The 16,740-nt window shown below is 72.3% G+C and carries 20 protein-coding genes and 1 pseudogene; 15 read left to right on the forward strand and 6 right to left on the reverse strand.

Features of this window, described 5'->3' with window-relative positions; genetic code table 11:
- The first annotated feature begins 19 nt into the window (after window positions 1-19).
- On the forward strand, window positions 20-688 hold the full coding sequence (locus AB0I54_RS18630) for an AAA family ATPase (RefSeq protein ID WP_363297076.1): 669 nt from the start codon (window positions 20-22) through the stop codon (window positions 686-688).
- Between the two features lie 577 nt (window positions 689-1,265).
- Here the strand turns inward: AB0I54_RS18630 and ybaK are convergent.
- From ybaK to AB0I54_RS18650, 4 genes are all read right to left on the reverse strand, one after another.
- The gene (gene ybaK / locus AB0I54_RS18635; RefSeq protein WP_363297077.1) at window positions 1,266-1,766 is read right to left on the reverse strand and encodes a Cys-tRNA(Pro) deacylase; all 501 of its coding nucleotides are present in this window, start codon (window positions 1,764-1,766) and stop codon (window positions 1,266-1,268) included.
- Window positions 1,767-1,779: 13 nt separating this feature from the next.
- The gene (locus AB0I54_RS18640; RefSeq protein ID WP_363297078.1) at window positions 1,780-2,520 is read right to left on the reverse strand and encodes an LON peptidase substrate-binding domain-containing protein; all 741 of its coding nucleotides are present in this window, start codon (window positions 2,518-2,520) and stop codon (window positions 1,780-1,782) included.
- Window positions 2,521-2,536: 16 nt separating this feature from the next.
- Complete coding sequence (locus tag AB0I54_RS18645) at window positions 2,537-3,535, reverse strand: hypothetical protein (protein ID WP_363297079.1); 999 nt, start codon at window positions 3,533-3,535, stop codon at window positions 2,537-2,539.
- Window positions 3,536-3,739: 204 nt separating this feature from the next.
- Window positions 3,740-5,317, reverse strand: coding sequence for an oxidoreductase (locus AB0I54_RS18650; RefSeq protein WP_363297080.1), 1,578 nt, complete (start codon window positions 5,315-5,317; stop codon window positions 3,740-3,742).
- Between the two features lie 197 nt (window positions 5,318-5,514).
- Here AB0I54_RS18650 and hisD point away from each other — a divergent pair, with 197 nt between their 5' ends.
- The 9 genes and pseudogenes from hisD to AB0I54_RS18695 form a co-directional block, all read left to right on the forward strand.
- On the forward strand, window positions 5,515-6,840 hold the full coding sequence (gene hisD, locus AB0I54_RS18655; protein WP_363297081.1) for a histidinol dehydrogenase: 1,326 nt from the start codon (window positions 5,515-5,517) through the stop codon (window positions 6,838-6,840).
- Complete coding sequence (locus AB0I54_RS18660; protein ID WP_363297082.1) at window positions 6,837-7,976, forward strand: histidinol-phosphate transaminase; 1,140 nt, start codon at window positions 6,837-6,839, stop codon at window positions 7,974-7,976. The genes hisD and AB0I54_RS18660 overlap by 4 nt, the downstream gene beginning before the upstream one ends.
- Window positions 7,973-8,566, forward strand: coding sequence for an imidazoleglycerol-phosphate dehydratase HisB (gene hisB, locus AB0I54_RS18665; RefSeq protein WP_030783530.1), 594 nt, complete (start codon window positions 7,973-7,975; stop codon window positions 8,564-8,566). The genes AB0I54_RS18660 and hisB overlap by 4 nt, the downstream gene beginning before the upstream one ends.
- A gap of 3 nt (window positions 8,567-8,569) precedes the next feature.
- Entirely contained in the window at window positions 8,570-8,734 is a 165-nt protein-coding gene (locus AB0I54_RS18670; RefSeq protein ID WP_316753704.1) for a hypothetical protein, read from the forward strand.
- A complete protein-coding gene (hisH, locus tag AB0I54_RS18675; protein ID WP_363297083.1) occupies window positions 8,734-9,375 on the forward strand; it encodes an imidazole glycerol phosphate synthase subunit HisH in 642 nt (213 codons plus the stop codon). Before AB0I54_RS18670 ends, hisH begins: the two co-directional genes overlap by 1 nt.
- A complete protein-coding gene (gene priA / locus AB0I54_RS18680) occupies window positions 9,372-10,097 on the forward strand; it encodes a bifunctional 1-(5-phosphoribosyl)-5-((5-phosphoribosylamino)methylideneamino)imidazole-4-carboxamide isomerase/phosphoribosylanthranilate isomerase PriA (RefSeq protein ID WP_363297084.1) in 726 nt (241 codons plus the stop codon). The genes hisH and priA overlap by 4 nt, the downstream gene beginning before the upstream one ends.
- Entirely contained in the window at window positions 10,094-10,489 is a 396-nt protein-coding gene (locus tag AB0I54_RS18685; protein ID WP_363297085.1) for a RidA family protein, read from the forward strand. Before priA ends, AB0I54_RS18685 begins: the two co-directional genes overlap by 4 nt.
- Complete coding sequence (gene hisF / locus AB0I54_RS18690; RefSeq protein ID WP_363297086.1) at window positions 10,486-11,241, forward strand: imidazole glycerol phosphate synthase subunit HisF; 756 nt, start codon at window positions 10,486-10,488, stop codon at window positions 11,239-11,241. Before AB0I54_RS18685 ends, hisF begins: the two co-directional genes overlap by 4 nt.
- Window positions 11,242-11,392: 151 nt before the next feature.
- Window positions 11,393-11,878: pseudogene (locus AB0I54_RS18695) on the forward strand (MFS transporter); the annotation flags it as partial.
- 3 nt (window positions 11,879-11,881) lie between these two features.
- Here AB0I54_RS18695 and AB0I54_RS18700 read toward each other — a convergent pair.
- Both AB0I54_RS18700 and AB0I54_RS18705 read right to left on the reverse strand, forming a co-directional pair.
- Window positions 11,882-12,292, reverse strand: a complete 411-nt coding sequence (locus tag AB0I54_RS18700) for a VOC family protein (protein ID WP_363297087.1) — start codon at window positions 12,290-12,292, stop codon at window positions 11,882-11,884.
- 11 nt (window positions 12,293-12,303) lie between these two features.
- Complete coding sequence (locus AB0I54_RS18705) at window positions 12,304-12,939, reverse strand: TIGR03085 family metal-binding protein (protein ID WP_363297088.1); 636 nt, start codon at window positions 12,937-12,939, stop codon at window positions 12,304-12,306.
- 118 nt (window positions 12,940-13,057) lie between these two features.
- Between AB0I54_RS18705 and hisI the strand changes: the two genes are divergently transcribed.
- The 5 genes from hisI to AB0I54_RS18730 all read left to right on the forward strand — a co-directional run bounded on the left by hisI (window position 13,058) and on the right by AB0I54_RS18730 (window position 16,662).
- Window positions 13,058-13,459 (forward strand): phosphoribosyl-AMP cyclohydrolase, encoded by a 402-nt coding sequence (gene hisI, locus AB0I54_RS18710; RefSeq protein WP_363297089.1) that lies wholly within the window; start codon window positions 13,058-13,060, stop codon window positions 13,457-13,459.
- Window positions 13,460-13,470: 11 nt separating this feature from the next.
- Entirely contained in the window at window positions 13,471-14,964 is a 1,494-nt protein-coding gene (locus AB0I54_RS18715) for an anthranilate synthase component I (protein ID WP_363297090.1), read from the forward strand.
- Window positions 14,965-15,035: 71 nt separating this feature from the next.
- On the forward strand, window positions 15,036-15,674 hold the full coding sequence (locus AB0I54_RS18720) for a TIGR02234 family membrane protein (protein ID WP_363297091.1): 639 nt from the start codon (window positions 15,036-15,038) through the stop codon (window positions 15,672-15,674).
- Between the two features lie 180 nt (window positions 15,675-15,854).
- Window positions 15,855-16,118 carry an HGxxPAAW family protein gene (locus AB0I54_RS18725; RefSeq protein WP_363297092.1) on the forward strand — a complete coding sequence of 88 codons (264 nt, stop codon included), beginning with the start codon at window positions 15,855-15,857 and terminating at the stop codon, window positions 16,116-16,118.
- 82 nt (window positions 16,119-16,200) lie between these two features.
- Window positions 16,201-16,662, forward strand: a complete 462-nt coding sequence (locus AB0I54_RS18730; protein WP_363297428.1) for a DUF2752 domain-containing protein — start codon at window positions 16,201-16,203, stop codon at window positions 16,660-16,662.
- Window positions 16,663-16,740 lie beyond the last annotated feature (78 nt).

Here is a 16,740-nt window from a genome sequence, read left to right on the forward strand (position 1 = left end):
GACCTGGCACGATGTCAGGGTGACCGCACCGCTGACGCCGCCTCCGCCGCCGCACGACCAGTCCTCGCACCAGGCCTGGCAGGCGCCGCCGCCCGCCGGGGCGGTGGGAGGCGTGTACGAACAGGACGGTCCCGGAATGAAGACCGAAGTGCGCGACGCGGTCGTGATCACGCTGGCGGTGGCGCTCGGCGGAGTGGCGCTCGGTCTGCTGTGGCTGTGGCTGGCTCCGCACGTGCCGCTGGTCGGGGACCAGGTGGGCCGGGGCTGGGTCGTCTACATCAAGGACACCGAGGGGGAGCAGGCGATCGGGGTGGACGGAACGTTCACGCTGCTCGCCCTCGCCTTCGGAGCGGTCAGCGCGATTGTCGTCTTCCTGCTCCGGCGGCGCGGCGGTGTGCCGCTGGTGGTGGCGCTGACCGTCGGGAGCCTGCTCGGGGCGCTCCTCGCCTGGCGGCTCGGGGTGTGGCTGGGGCCCGCCCAGAACGTCCTCGCCCACGCCAAGGAGGTCGGCAAGGGCGTGACCTTCTCGGCACCGCTGAAACTGGGAGCGAAGGGCGCGCTACTGGCCTGGCCGGTGGCCGCACTGGTGGTACACCTCGGCCTCACGGCCCTGTTCGGCCCGAGGGACCCGGACCCGTACGAGGAGGGCCCGTACCCCCAGGGACCGTACGCGGCGCCGCCTGCGTAGGGGGCTGGGGCGTTTCGCTCCGGGGGCGCGCGTTTCGGCGCGAAGGGTCTTGTCTACGAGTGCCGGACGGGCTGGGTCGCGCGGGCCGGCGCCGCTGAGGCTGGGGCTGAAGGGCGCATGGCCGGCGTGGCCGGGGGCCGTGCCGGTGGTGTGCGTCGGGCTCACGGGGTCCGTGGGACCGGACCCGTACCGGCAGGGCCGTAAGCGGTGCCGCCCGCCCAGGGCGTTCAGGCGCCCCGTTCCGGGGGCGCGCGTTTCGGCCCCGGGGCCGTGCCGGTGGCGTGCGTCGGGCTCACGGCGTTCGTGGGTTCCGGACCCGTACCCGTAGGGACCGTACGCTGCGTCGCCCGCTGAGGGCGCTCAGGTGCCCCGTTCCGGAAGTCCCCGTTTCGGGCCGGGTCGTCTCGTCCCTCAGCGCCGGACGGGCTCGGGTGTGTCGGCCGGCGCTGAGGGGGTGGCTTCTATGCCGGGCGCCTCCCGTGGTTCGAGCGGCCCTTCTTGATGCGCCACTTGCGTTTCCGGGTTTTCTTCGACATGTCCCTCGTACTTAACCGAGGAAAGGGCGCCCGTCGAGAGGTCAAACGCGCCCGATGGGGGCCAGCGTCGCCCCGGTGAGGCCGGCGAGGTCCGCGGGGGACAGTTCGACCTCCAGGCCGCGGCGGCCCGCCGAGACGCAGATCGTGGTGTGCGCCGAGGCCGACTCGTCCAGGACCGTGGGGAGCTTCTTGCGCTGGCCGAGTGGGGAGATGCCACCGCGGACGTAGCCCGTCGTGCGCTCGGCGAGGACCGGGTCCGCCATCGCCGCCCGCTTGCCCCCGACGGCCGTCGCCAGGGCCTTGAGGTCCAGGGAGCCCGCCACGGGGACCACGGCCACCGTCAGGCTCCCGTCCACGTCCGCCACCAGTGTCTTGAAGACCCGGTCGGGGGAGACGCCCATCGCCTCGGCCGCCTCCTCGCCGTAGGAGGGGTGGCCGGGGTCGTGGTCGTAGGAGTGGACCGTGTAGTCCACGCCCGCGGCCGTCAGCGCCACCGTGGCGGGGGTGCCCCCGGACTGCTGCTTCTTCGACTTCTTCGCCATCGAGGTTCCGGCCTCAGTTCAGACTCGTCCGGCCGCGCGTCAGGTCCGACGCCGGCAACGACGGCAGGTTACGGATGATGGCCGTCTCCGAGCGAAGGAGTTTCAGCTCGTCCCGCAGCCGAGAGGCGGTGTCCGGGGCCTGGAGCAGGCGCTGCTTCGTCGGGGTGTCCAGCATCATCGCCGCCGCCACGAGATAGGAGACCACCGCCGGTTCGTCCGGGAGTTCCGCGCTCGTGGACAAGGAGCGTTCCCGCGCGCCCGCCAGGCGCTTCTGGTACTGCCGGAACGCGCGCAGTACCCCCTCCGCCAGCGCGCCCGCCTCGTCGCCCGGCTCCTCCGGCAGCTCCTCCAGCTCGGCCGTCAGGAACGCGCCCGAGGAGTCCACCGACAGCAGCCGCACCCGGGTCGTGCCGGTCGCCAGCACCTCGAAGGTGCCGCCCGACCGCTCCCGGATGGTCGCCGCGTCGGCCACGCAGCCCACCGCGTTGAAGGCCTTGGCCGGGTCGGCGCCGAAGCCCGCCGCCGGGCCGAGCTCGGGCACGGCCGTCGGGTCCGGCATGCCCGGTGCGCTCGGCGCCACCTCGTGGCCGTCGCGGATCGCCACGACGGCGAACCGGCGCGGCTCGTCCTCGGGGGTCTTCAGCAGTTCGCGCATCATGGCGCGATAGCGCTCCTCGAAGACGTTCAGAGGGAGCACGAGCCCCGGGAACAGCACCGAGTTCAGTGGGAAGAGGGGGAGACGGACGGTGGTCACGGCGCCACCCTAATGGTCACCGGCGTGGGCATGTCCGCCGTGCCCGGTCCGTGGGCGCCGGGCGGGCGGTCGTCAGGAGTTCGGCGCGCAGCCGCAGGAAGTGGCCCAGAGGGTCGTCCGACAGCCGGTCCCAGGGGAAGGACGTGGCATACGGGCCGATCAGGCGCAGCTGGGCCAGGGCGTCCTGCCGGCGGTCCAGCGTGACGAGGACGCACATCAGTTTGTTGCGGATCTCGGCCGGCCAGGGGTCCGCCGCGGGGAACTGGGCGGACAGGGCGATCGCCCGGTCGGCCGCCGCGTCCAGCCGCTCCCGTGCCACCTCGGCCCCGCAGTCGTCGGTCAGATAGCCGAGGGCCGCCCGCACGGGCAGCGCCTGGACCAGTGAGTCCGGCGGGGCGTCCTGCGCGGCCAGGTCGGCGAAGTCGAAGCACTCGCGGTGAGAACCACGCCAGGAGGCGGCCAGATAGCGCAGGGCCGCCGTATGACAGCCGGAGTGGTGCGGGGCACGCCGGACCGCGGCGCCCCACAGCTCCTCGAAGTACTTGGGCCCGGCGTGCGAGCCGCGCGCGTGGTCCAGCGCGATCCGCCACGGCACCGGGTCGCGGTCGTCGGCGCGCGCGGCGGCCGTGATCAGCGGGCTGACGTTGCGCAGCAGCTCGGCGCGGGCCGGTGACGGCCAGGCGCGGTCCACCGCCAGCTGGGCTCCGACCAGCAGCCCGCCGGGGTCGTCCGGGGCTTGTCTGCGCCACTCCTCGAACCACTCGGCACGCGAGCGGGCGAAGGCGGCCAGGCGCCGCGTGTACCGGTCGCGGTTCTCCCACTCGGCGGCCGCGCGGGTGGCGGCCAGCAGCTCGGCGGCGGCACGGAAATCGCCCCTGCCGGCCGCGACGAGAGCGGGGCCGAGGCGGTCGTCGGGCGCGTCGAGCAGCACCTCGTCATCGACCGGTGGACCGGCCGGGAGCGAGGCGATCCTCCTCATCCGGGTGGGGCGGATGAAAGCGGGCAGCAGAGCCATGGTGTCGACCATTGAAGGTCCGCAGGTCCCGGACGCGCCAGGGGGTATGCCCAACCCGAGGAAAGTTGTACGCGCACCGGTCAAGGCCGGGTAAAAGGTGACTGTTCCATTCCTGTTAGGTACCTGCCACAAGGCGCACCTGTCACAAGGAACACCTGTCACACAGCCGGTTCCGACGGGGTACCAGCCGGTTCCGACAGGGACCTACCCGCGTCTGAGCAGTCGTGTCGCCCCCGCCGCCACCGTCGTCGCCAGGATCCAGCCCAGCAGGATCATCGCCGCGGACAGCCACTGCCAGCCGCCGCGCAGCTGCCACTGGCCCACCTGGCCGAGGTCTATCACCGGCAGCAGCAGATCGAGGGCGAACAGCGCCGGGTTCCAGACCGGGTGCCCGCCGGGGTTCATCGGCGGATGGCCGGCGTGCGCGAAGGCCAGTGTGCCCGCCGCCCACAGCACCGCCATCCACACGGCCGCCCGGCCCGGCCGGTAGCCGTAGGCCACCGTCCAGTCCTGGGCGTACCCCCACAGCTTGGCGGCCAGCGGCAGCGTCTCGCGGCGCCGGCGCTGCTTGGCGAGCAGCACCTCGCGGGCGTCCTCGTCCTCGCCGGCGGCGCGCAGCACGGTGGCGAGCCGCTCGTACGGCTCCGGGTTGTACTCGGCGGTCGCCGCCGCCACCCAGTCCAGCCGCCGGTTCAGCGGGAACGGGCCCTGCGGCACCAGGTTCTCGTACGCGAAGCCGCCCATGTGCAGATTGCCCGGCCCCGGCCAGCCGGCCGCGCGGTCCACGAGGTTGACGGTCCGCGCGCCCGACAGCACCACCTTGCCGCGCTGCGGCGCGTCCCCGAGGAAGCGCAGCTCGGGCGTCTGCACCCGGCGCAGCGACAGCTCCTGGTCGTCGGTGAAGGTGAACCGCGCCCGCTCCAGGTCGACCGCGTCGCCGAACCGCCCGTCGTCCAGCCGCACCCCGCCCTGGCACTCGAACCGCTGGATCCGTGTCCCGCGCGCGGGCGTCGTGCCGCTCAGCAGCGGGCTGCCCACACCGGCCGGGGTCAGATACAGCGTGCGCTCGACCGTCAGCTGGGGCGCGTTCAGGGCGAGCCGCGAGTACGGGTTGAGCAGCCGGGCACCGCGCAGGCTCAGCGAGACCCCGATCTTGGCGCCGCGCAGGCTCAGCTCGCCGTGCGACTCCAGGAGCTCCGCCTGTAAGTCCTGGCCGACGGTCATCCCGTCCCCGGCGATCGAGCGGCCGCTGCGGTCCCGGTACACGATCGCCTGGTTGAGCAGCAGATCCGTGCCGATGTGCGCGTCGGTCAGCCGGACGCCGTTGTGGAAGCGGCAGCGCGGCAGATGCAGATCCCCCTCGGTGTGCACCCGGGCCGCCTCCAGCCGGGGCACCGAGCAGTTCACGAACCGCGCGGTCGTGAAGCGGGCCTCCGGCAGCAGGACCTCCTGGTCGAAACGGCAGTCCCGCAGCTCCAGATACGGCATGACCGTGCCGCCCGCCAGGTCGAGTGCGCCGGTGACGCGCACACCGACGAGCTTCAGCGAGGACACGCGGCCGGCCAGCGCGGGCGGACCGTCCAGCAGCAGCCAGCACACGATCCTCGCCCGCACGGTCCGCTCCGGTCCCCAGGGGTGACCGCCGTGCGGGTCGTCCACGACGGCGTCCCCGCTGCTCAGGTCGTACACACTGCCGTTGCGGAAGGCCTGCCACATGCCGGCCTCGGCGGCGGTCAGATCGTCCGGCAGGTCCCCGGCGCGCAGGCCGGCCCCCTCGGTCACTGCTTTTCCTTCTTTCTCACCTACTCGCGACTTTCTCAACTACTCGCGAGTCGCAACTGTGTACAACCGTTCATGCCCGCTGAGTGACGTCCCGAACGCGAGACGTGAAGCGGATCTTCCGGGTTCCCGGCCAGGTTCTGTATCAGCCATTGATACGCGCGGACGACCGCCGACGCCGGTCTGCGAGAATTGGGGCTGTGATCTCCCGAATCGATCTGCGCGGCGACGCCCTTCCCGAGGGACCCGCCCTGCGCGACCTGCTGCCCCGAGCCGACTTCGACGTTCAGGCCGCCCTTGAGAAGGTGCGTCCGATCTGCGAAGCCGTGCATCATCGGGGCGACGCGGCGCTGATCGACTTCGCCGAGAAGTTCGACGGCGTACGGCTCGAATCCGTACGGGTCCCGGCGCAGGCGCTCGCCGACGCCCTGGAGTCCCTCGACCCGGCCGTACGGGCGGCCCTGGAGGAGTCCATCCGCCGGACCCGCCTCGTGCACCGCGCCCAGCGCCGTACGACCCACACGACCCAGGTCGTGCCCGGCGGCTCGGTGACCGAGAAGTGGGTGCCCGTGGAGCGCGTCGGCCTGTACGCGCCCGGCGGTCGTTCCGTCTACCCCTCCTCCGTGATCATGAACGTGGTGCCCGCGCAGGAGGCGGGCGTCGGATCGGTCGCGCTGGCCTCACCGGCCCAGGCGGACTTCGGCGGCCTGCCGCACCCGACGATCCTCGCCGCGTGCGCGCTGCTCGGCGTCGACGAGGTCTACGCCGCGGGCGGCGCCACCGCCGTCGCGATGTTCGCGTACGGCACCGAGTCCTGCGCCCCCGCCAACATGGTCACCGGCCCCGGCAACATCTGGGTCGCCGCCGCCAAGCGCTTCTTCACCGGCAGGATCGGCATCGACGCGGAGGCCGGCCCCACCGAGATCGCCGTCCTCGCGGACGACACCGCCGACCCGGCGCACGTGGCGGCCGACCTGATCAGCCAGGCCGAGCACGACCCGCTCGCGGCGGCCGTGCTGGTCACCGACTCCGTCGCGCTGGCCGACGCGGTGGAGAAGGAACTGGAGCCGCAGATCGCGGCCACCCGGCACGTCGACGACCGGATCGTCCCCGCGCTGCGCGGCAGGCAGTCCGCGATCGTGCTGGTCGACGGCGTCGAAGAGGGCCTTCGGGTGGTCGACGCGTACGGCGCCGAGCACCTGGAGATCCAGACGGCGGACGCGGCCGCGGTCGCCGACCGGGTCAGGAACGCCGGCGCGATCTTCATCGGCCCCTGGGCGCCCGTCTCGCTGGGCGACTACGCGGCAGGCTCCAACCACGTCCTGCCCACCGGCGGCTGCGCCTGCCACTCCTCGGGCCTGTCCGTCCAGTCCTTCCTGCGCGGCATCCACATCGTCGACTACACGAAGGACGCGCTGGCCGAGGTCGCGCACCACGTGGTGACGCTCGCGGAGGCGGAGGACCTGCCCGCGCACGGCGCGGCGATCAAGGCAAGGTTCGGGTGGAAGGTACCGACGAGCAAGTGAGCTTCGGAATCGACGATCTCCCCGTACGGGACGAGCTGCGCGGCAAGTCCCCCTACGGCGCGCCCCAGCTGGACGTCCCCGTACGGCTGAACACGAACGAGAACCCGTACCCGCTGCCCGAGCCGCTGGTCGAGCGGATCGCGGAGCGGGTGCGCGAGGCCGCCCGCAACCTGAACCGCTACCCCGACCGGGACGCGGTCCAGCTGCGCACCGAGCTGGCGGCCTACCTGACGAGGACGGGCAAGTACCCGCTCGGCATGGCGAACGTCTGGGCGGCCAACGGCTCCAACGAGGTCATCCAGCAACTGCTGCAGACCTTCGGCGGACCGGGCCGTACGGCGATCGGCTTCGAGCCGTCGTACTCGATGCACCCCCTCATCGCGCGCGGCACGGGCACCGGCTGGATCTCCGGTCCCCGGCGCGAGGACTTCACCATCGACGTCGCGGCGGCCGAGCGGGCCATCGCCGAGCACCGGCCCGACGTCATCTTCATCACCACCCCCAACAACCCCACGGGCAACGCCGTCCCGCCCGAGACGGTGCTCGCGCTCCACGACGCGGCGCAGGCGGCCAAGCCGTCCATGGTGATCGTGGACGAGGCCTACATCGAGTTCAGCCACGGCGACTCGCTGCTGCCGCTGCTCGAAGGCCGGCCGCATCTCGTCGTGTCGCGGACCATGTCGAAGGCCTTCGGCGCGGCGGGTCTGCGGCTCGGCTACCTCGCCGCGCACCCGGCGGTGGTGGACGCCGTACAGCTCGTACGACTGCCGTACCACCTGTCTTCGGTCACCCAGGCGACCGCCCTGGCCGCCCTGGAGCACACCGACACGCTGCTCAAGTACGTCGAGCAGCTCAAGTCCGAGCGGGACCGGCTGGTGAGCGAGCTGCGGGCGATCGGTTACGCCGTCACGGAGTCCGACGCGAACTTCGTGCAGTTCGGCCGGTTCGAGGACACCCACGCCGCCTGGCAGCAGATCCTCGACCGGGGTGTCCTGGTCCGGGACAACGGCGTACCGGGGTGGCTGCGGGTGTCCGCCGGAACCCCGGAGGAGAACGACGCGTTCCTCGACGCGGTACGTGACTTGAAGTGTTTCGTGGGGGACACCCCCACCCCCCTGAAGGAGCTGGACGCATGAGCCGCGTTGGACGCGTGGAGCGGACCACCAAGGAGACGTCGGTCCTCGTCGAGATAGACCTCGACGGCACCGGGAGGACCGACATCGCGACGGGCGTCGGCTTCTACGACCACATGCTCGACCAGCTCGGCCGGCACGGTCTGTTCGACCTGACCGTGAAGACCGACGGCGACCTGCACATCGACTCGCACCACACCATCGAGGACACCGCCCTCGCGCTGGGCGCCGCCTTCAAGCAGGCGCTCGGCGACAAGGTGGGGATCTACCGCTTCGGCAACTGCACGGTGCCGCTGGACGAGTCCCTCGCCCAGGTCACCGTCGACCTGTCCGGCCGCCCGTACCTCGTGCACACCGAGCCCGAGAACATGGCGCCGATGATCGGCGAGTACGACACGACGATGACCCGGCACATCCTGGAGTCCTTCGTCGCCCAGGCACAGATCGCACTCCATGTGCACGTGCCCTACGGGCGCAACGCACACCACATCGTGGAGTGCCAGTTCAAGGCGCTGGCGCGGGCACTGCGCTACGCCAGCGAGCGTGACCCGCGCGCGGCGGGCATTCTGCCGTCCACGAAGGGTGCGCTGTAAACCATGAACGGTCTGTCCACCGTCCTGATCGTCGTCGGCCTCTTCCTGGTCGGCGGCATCATCTCCTTCGTCAAGCAGAAGATGCCCACGAGCCTGATCGTGCTGCTCTCGATCGGTGCGGCGATGTGTCTGGTCGCGGGTGTGCTGCGGCTGGAGGTGTGGAACTGATGAGCGCGCCGAAGAAGGTCGTGGTCTTCGACTACGGCTTCGGCAACGTCCGCTCCGCCGAGCGTGCCCTCGCGCGCGCGGGGGCCGACGTGGAGATAACGCGCGACTTCGACGCGGCCATGAACGCCGACGGCCTGCTGGTGCCGGGCGTCGGTGCCTTCGCCGCCTGTATGCAGGGCCTGCGTGAGGCCCGCGGGGACTGGATCATCGACCGTCGGCTGTCCGGCGGGCGGCCGGTGATGGGCATCTGCGTCGGCATGCAGATCCTGTTCGCGCGCGGCATCGAGCACGGCGTGGAGACCGAGGGCCTGGACGAGTGGCCCGGCTCGGTCGAGCCGCTCCAGGCCGAGATCGTGCCCCACATGGGCTGGAACACCGTCGAGGCGCCCGCCGACTCCGAGCTGTTCGCCGGCCTGGACGCGGACGCGCGCTTCTACTTCGTGCACTCCTACGCCGTCCACGGCTGGTCCCTGGAGACGCACAACGCGGCGATGCACGCCCCCAGGGTGACCTGGTCGACGCACGGCAAGCCCTTCGTGGCCGCCGTGGAGAACGGCGCCCTGTGGGCCACGCAGTTCCACCCCGAGAAGTCCGGCGATGCCGGAGCCCAGCTCCTCACCAACTGGATCGGAACACTGTGAGCAAGCTCGAACTCCTCCCCGCCGTCGACGTCCGGGACGGACAGGCCGTCCGCCTTGTGCACGGCGAGTCCGGGACCGAGACCTCCTACGGATCCCCTCTGGAGGCCGCGCTCGCCTGGCAGCGCTCGGGTGCCGAGTGGCTCCACCTCGTCGACCTGGACGCCGCGTTCGGCACCGGCGACAACCGTGCGCTGATCGCCGAGGTCGCGAAGGCGATGGACATCAAGGTGGAGCTGTCCGGCGGTATCCGTGACGACGACACCCTCGCCGCCGCGCTCGCCACCGGCTGCACCCGGGTGAACCTCGGCACCGCCGCGCTGGAGACTCCGGAGTGGGTCGCCGAGGTCATCGCCGAGCACGGTGACAAGATCGCGGTCGGTCTGGACGTGCGGGGCACGACCCTGCGCGGCCGCGGCTGGACCCGCGACGGCGGCGACCTCTACGAGACGCTGGAGCGTCTCGACAAGGAGGGCTGCGCCCGCTACGTCGTCACGGACATCGCCAAGGACGGCACCCTCCAGGGCCCGAACCTGGAGCTGCTGAAGAACGTGTGCGCGGCGACCGACCGGCCGGTCGTGGCCTCGGGCGGCGTGTCGTCCCTGGACGACCTGCGGGCCATCGCCGACTTGGTGCCTCTCGGTGTCGAGGGCGCCATCGTCGGGAAGGCCCTGTACGCGAAGGCATTCACCCTGGAAGAGGCCCTGGAGGCGGTGTCCCGGTGAGCGACGTACGACGTGTGTCCACGGGTGCGCCCTGGGAGGAGCAGTTCGGTTACTCCCGCGCGGTGGAGCTGCCGAACGGTCTGGTGCTGGTAGCCGGCTGCACGTCCGTCGTAGATGGTCAGATCGTCGGCGGTGGCCCGTACGAACAGGCGGTCAACGCCTTCGACGTCGCGCTGTCCGCGCTGCGGCAGGTGGGACTCGGGCGTGACGACGTCGTACGGACGCGCATGTACATCACGCACGCGCGTGACGTGGACGAGGTCGGACGGGCGCACAAGGAGCTGTTCGACACCGTCCGGCCCGTGGCAACGATGATCATCGTCTCCGGCTTCGTGGACCCCAGCCTGGTCGTCGAGATCGAGGTGGAGGCGTTCCGAGGAGTGTCCTCATGACCCTGGCCGTACGCGTGATCCCGTGCCTGGACGTGGACAACGGCCGGGTCGTCAAGGGCGTCAACTTCCAGAACCTGCGCGACGCGGGCGACCCCGTCGAGATGGCGAAGGTGTACGACGCCGAGGGCGCCGACGAGCTGACGTTCCTGGACATCACCGCGTCCTCGGGCAACCGTGAGACGACGTACGACGTGGTGCGCCGCACCGCCGAGCAGGTGTTCATCCCGCTCACGGTCGGCGGCGGTGTGCGCACGGCCGAGGACGTCGACAAGCTGCTCCGCGCGGGCGCGGACAAGGTCGGCGTGAACACGGCCGCGATCGCCCGGCCCGAGCTGATCCGCGAGATCGCCGAGCGGTTCGGCCGGCAGGTGCTGGTGCTGTCGGTGGACGCGCGCCGCACGCAGAGCGGCTCCTTCGAGGTGACGACGCACGGCGGCCGCAAGGGCACCGGCATCGACGCCGTCGAGTGGGCGCACCGGGCCGCCGAGCTGGGCGCGGGGGAGATCCTGCTCAACTCGATGGACGCGGACGGCACGAAGGACGGCTACGACCTGGAGATGATCGCGGCCGTGCGCAAGCACGTCACGGTCCCGGTCATCGCCTCCGGCGGCGCCGGCCGGCTCGCCCACTTCCCGCCGGCCATCGAGGCGGGCGCGGACGCGGTCCTGGCCGCTTCGGTCTTCCACTTCGGCGACCTGCGCATCGCCGAGGTGAAGCAGACCCTGCGCGAGGCGGGCCACCCCGTCCGTTAGCGCACCCACATACGCCCACACCGGCCCCGGCGGACTGCCGCCGGGGCCTCTTCGTGGCGGATCACCGATGTCGGCACGCTCAAGTGCCCCTGCTGGAGCCGTACGGGTCCGGGAGCTGTCGGCCGACGACACGGCCGGGGCGCGGCGGGACACCGCCTGGTGGGACCTGAGGGCCGGGCTGGACCACATCCGGCGCCATCGTGTCCTGGCTCCCCTGATGCTGGCCGGGACGGGCACGGTGCTCGCGGGATCGGTGTCGGCGCCGGTGCGGCCTCCCTGCGGCTGACCGTCCGGGGGCGACTGCCGCGCGCGGGGCTGGTCACCGGGTGCGCGATCCTCGCCGACTCCGTCGCGGTGGCCCTGCTGGTGGGGCTCCTGGCCGGTGGCCGGGCTCAGCGGTGCCCTGTGCGGTGCCCTGCTGCAGACCGTCGCCGACCCCGCCCGCCTGGGCCGCGTCACCGCGGTCTCCGGCCTGGTCAGCCTCGGCCTCGCCCCGCTGGGCATGCCCCTCGCGGCCGCCGCGATCGGCGCCTGGGGCCTTGGCCCGGTGTACGTCGTCAGCGCCGCCGTGTGCGGGCTCGGCGGAGTCGTCGCCCTCGCCGTCCCGGGCCTGCGCCGCGCCGAACTGCCCCGCTGAGGTTCAGCCGCCCGGCCGCCGCAACGGCTGTGTCAGCTGCACATAGTTGCCGACCGTGTCGTCGAGCACGGCCGCGAGCACCGGTCCCTGCTGCTGCGGCTCGTGCGTGAACCGCACACCGAGGCCGCGCAGCCGCTCGTACTGCGCCGCGATGTCGTCCACGGAGAAGACGATGGCGGGAATCCCGGCCTCGTACAGGGCCCGGCGGTACGGCTCGGCGATGGGGCTGTCGCCGGGCTCCAGCAGCAGCTGGAGATCCGGCTGGCCCCCGTCCGGCGCGCCGACCGTGATGAACAGCGTGCCGCCGCCCAGATCCAGGTTGGTGCGCGTCTCGAAGCCGAGGACATCCGTGTAGAAGGCGTGGGCCTTGGTCACGTCGTCGACGAACACGCTGGTCATCGCGACCTTGATCATGAGGGGTCCTCTCAGATGCCGAGCTGCTTCGACTCGTGCAGCTTGGCGATCGCGTTCTCGTCGCCGTCCAGCTCGACCTTGGCGGCGCTCTGCCGGCCGAACGTGAACAGGAGCAGCTCCGACGGCTCGCCCGTCACCGTCACCACCGGCGAGCCCCGGTGCGCGACCGCCGTCTGGCCGTCCGGCCGCCGCAGCACCAGGCCGGTCGGCGCACCCCGGCCCAGCAGCCGGGCGGTGCGCTCCAGCCGGGACCACAGCGCGTCCTGGAAGACCGGGTCGAGCTCGCGCGGCGTCCAGTCGGGGTGGGCACGGCGGACGTCCTCCGTGTGGACGTAGAACTCCACCGTGTTCGCCGCTTCGTCGATCTGCTTGAGCTGGAACGGCGAGAACCGCGGCGGGCCGGTGCGGATCAGCTGGATGAGCTCCTCGTACGGCTTCGCCGCGTACTCCTGCATCACCTTTTCCAGACGCGGCGCGAGGGGCTTGATCAGCGTGCCCCCGGCGGCGTCCGGCCGGCGCTCGCGCACCACCACGTGCGCGGCCAGATCGCGGGTCTGCCAGCCCTCGCAGAGGGTCGGTGCCTCCGGACCGGCGGTTTCCAAGAGGTCGGCGAGCAGGAGCCGTTCACGCTTGGCGAAGGTCGACATACAGCCAGCCTACGACCAGCCACGGGGCCGGCCCAGTGGACGGACCCGCACGCGCGCGTGCGGGTCCGTCCACTGGACACGGACCGTCACTGTCCGTGCGGCGCGGCACAATGGCCGCATGACCAGTACGACCGGTACGCCCGGGCCCAGCAGCCTCGACCCCGAGATCGCCGCGCGCCTCAAGCGCAGCGCCGACGGTCTCGTCCCCGCCATCGCCCAGCAGTACGACACCGGAGAGGTGCTGATGCTCGGCTGGATGGACGACGAGGCGCTGCACCGCACGCTGACCACCGGCCGCTGCACCTACTGGTCGCGCAGCCGCCGGGAGTACTGGGTCAAGGGCGACACCTCCGGCCACTTCCAGTGGGTCAAGTCCGTCGCCCTCGACTGCGACGCCGACACCGTGCTGGTCCAGGTGGACCAGGTCGGCGCCGCCTGCCACACCGGCGCCCGCACCTGCTTCGACGCCGACGTACTGCTCAAGGACGCCGATTCCGGCGTACCCGTCTCGGATCAGTAAGGTCAGCCGCCATGGACCTAGAGACGTTCCGCAAGCTGGCCACCGACCGCCGCGTCATCCCGGTCACCCGCAAGCTCCTCGCCGACGGCGACACCCCGGTCGGGCTCTACCGCAAGCTCGCCGCCGAGCGCCCCGGCACGTTCCTGCTGGAGTCCGCGGAGAACGGCCGCTCCTGGTCCCGCTACTCCTTCGTGGGCGTGCGCTCCGCGGCGACCCTGACCGAGCGCGACGGCCAGGTCCACTGGCTCGGCGTCCCGCCCGTCGGCGTCCCCGTCGAGGGCGACCCGCTGGCCGCCCTGCGCGCCACCATCGAGGCCCTGCACACGCCCCACCAGGAGGGCATGCCACCCTTCACCGGCGGCATGGTCGGCTACCTCGGCTACGACATCGTCCGCCGCCTGGAGAAGATCGGCCCCGGCGAGCGGGACGACCTGCGACTCCCCGAGCTCACCATGCTCCTCACCAGCGACCTCGCGGTCATGGACCACTGGGAGGGCTCCGTCCTGCTGATCGCCAACGCGATCAACCACAACGACCTCGACACCGGCGTCGACGAGGCCTACACGGACGCCGTGGCCCGCCTCGACGCCATGGAGGCCGACCTCTCGCGCCCCGTCGCCCAGCCCCCGGCCCTCCTGCCGCCCTCGGAGCTGCCCGAGTACACCGCACTGTGGGGCGGCCCGGATTTCCAGGAGGCCGTCGAGGACGTCAAGGAGCGCATCCGCGCGGGCGAGGCCTTCCAGGTCGTACCCTCGCAGCGCTTCGAAACGCCGTGCACGGCAAGCGCGTTGGACGTGTACCGGGTCCTCAGGGCGACCAACCCCTCGCCGTACATGTACCTGTTCCGATTCCCCGACGGGGACAACGGCGCCTTCGACGTCGTGGGCTCCAGCCCGGAGGCCCTGGTGAAGGTCGAGGACGGGCGGGCCATGGTCCACCCCATCGCCGGCACCCGGCACCGGGGCGCCACCCCGCAGGAGGACCAGGCCCTCGCCGACGAACTGCTCGCCGACCCCAAGGAGCGCGCCGAGCACCTGATGCTCGTCGACCTCGGCCGCAACGACCTGGGGCGGGTCTGCGCACCCGGCTCGGTCGAGGTGGTCGACTTCATGTCCGTCGAGCGGTACTCCCATGTGATGCACATCGTCTCGACGGTGACCGGACAGGTGGCCGAGGGCCGTACGGCCTTCGACGTCCTGACGGCCTGCTTCCCGGCCGGCACCCTGTCGGGAGCCCCCAAGCCGCGCGCGATGCAGATCATCGACGAGCTGGAACCGTCCCGCCGCGGGCTGTACGGCGGCTGTGTCGGCTACCTCGACTTCGCGGGCGACTCCGACACGGCCATCGCCATCCGTACGGCCCTGCTGCGTGACGGCACCGCGTACGTCCAGGCGGGCGCCGGCATCGTCGCCGACTCCGACCCGGTCGCCGAGGACCAGGAGTGCCGCAACAAGGCGGCGGCGGTCCTGCGGGCGGTGCACACGGCCAACCGGCTGGGCAAGTAGGGCGCTTACCGCACAGTGGGGCGCGTATCACGTGAACCCCGGGTGACGGTTCGCCCGGGGTTCAGGCGATAGTGGACTACGTGACTGCCGTACCTCACCCCCGTCCCGAAGCCGCCGGACCCGCACGCTCCGGCCGCCGCAGCCTCGCCGTCGCCCTCATGTGCGGTGCGCTCGGCGCTGCCGTGGCGCTGCTGGCCACCCGGCAGCGCTGGGCGGAGGGCACCGCGACCGTGGCCGGCGGTGCCTTTCCGCTGACCGCCAGGGGCAGCGACGTCACGGGCGTCCCCGCGGCCCTCGCCATAGTGGGCCTCGCCGCGCTCGTCGCCGTCTTCGCCGTCCGCCGGGCCGGCCGCCTGCTGGTCGCCGGGCTCCTCGCACTCTCCGGCGCCGGCACGATCGCCGCGGCCCTGGTCGGCGCCTCGGACAGCTCGGCGCTCGACGAGAAGGCCGCCGAGGCCACCGGAGACACCTCCGCGAGCGTGGCCGCGCTCACCCACACCGGCTGGCCCTATGTCGCGGCCGCCGGCGGGCTCCTGCTGCTGCTCGCCGGGCTCCTCGCCCTGCGCTACGGACGCCTGTGGCCCGCCATGTCCGGCCGCTACGAGCGTGGCACCGCCCGCCCCCGCCGCACGGCCCCGGCCGCGGACCCCGACCGCCCCGAGGACCTGTGGAAGGCCCTGGACCGTGGTGAGGACCCGACGGGGGCGTAGCCGCCGGCCGCCGGTCGCGGGCCCCCGGTCCCGATGTGGCGAAACAGACGCCACCCGAGCTCACGGCGGCCACCCGGGTACGGGACAATGGACCGTGAGCGTCCGGCTCACACGCACCAAGCACGTCCGGCTCACACGCACCAAGCAAACGAGCACGCAACCAGCAACGAGGAGCAAGCAATGGCGGGCAGCAGCCACGGACACACCCCGGCCGCCTGGACCGGTGTCACTATCGCCTTCTTCGGGTTCTGCGTCGCGGGCGCGTTCATGGTGATGGCCCAGCCGCTGGGCTTCTGGGCCGGTATGGCGATCGTGGCGCTCGGCGGTGTCGTCGGCGGCGTCATGCGCTCCATGGGCCTCGGCCAGCCGAAGAACGTCCACGCGCTGCCCCAGCCGCAGCCCCGGGCCGCGGTGACGCCGGAGCCGGCCGGCGTCGAGAGCTGACCCGCAGTTCCTGCCCGAGGGGCGGCCCGCACCGACGAGGTGCGGGCCGCCCCTCGCGCGCGTGCGGCCCGTGCGCGGCACAATGCGAGGCGTGAACGCCGACAGCCACAGCGCCCCGGGCATCGACCGGCGGACCGGGCCGCCCGCCACCCTGCCGGGACGGCTGGCCGCCCCCGCCGGGATCCTCGCGGCCGTCGTCGGGGCCTTCGCCTACGTCGGCGCCGTCGACCCCAACGAACCCGGCCACTACCCGGTGTGCCCGCTGCTGCGCTACGCGGGCGTCTACTGCCCCGGCTGCGGCGGTCTGCGCAGCGCCCACGCCTTCGTGCACGGGGACTTCCTCACCGCGCTCCAGGACAACGCGATGGCCGTGGCCGCCTATGCGGGCTTCGCGGTGCTGTGGACCGTCTGGGTCGTCCGGGCGGTGCGCGGACGGCCGCTGCGGATCGAGCTCGGGCCGCTGCCGCTTTGGGGGCTGGGGGCGCTGGTCCTGGCGTTCACGGTTGTCCGGAACCTGCCCTTCGGTGGCTGGCTGCATCCTTGATCGACCGGCGAATGTCCAGGTAGTGGGACCGCACGTCATCCGGATGCGAGGCCTGCGCCTTCCTCCGGATACCATCGC

Source organism: Streptomyces sp. NPDC050625 (genome assembly GCF_040654755.1).
GTDB lineage: Bacteria > Actinomycetota > Actinomycetes > Streptomycetales > Streptomycetaceae > Streptomyces.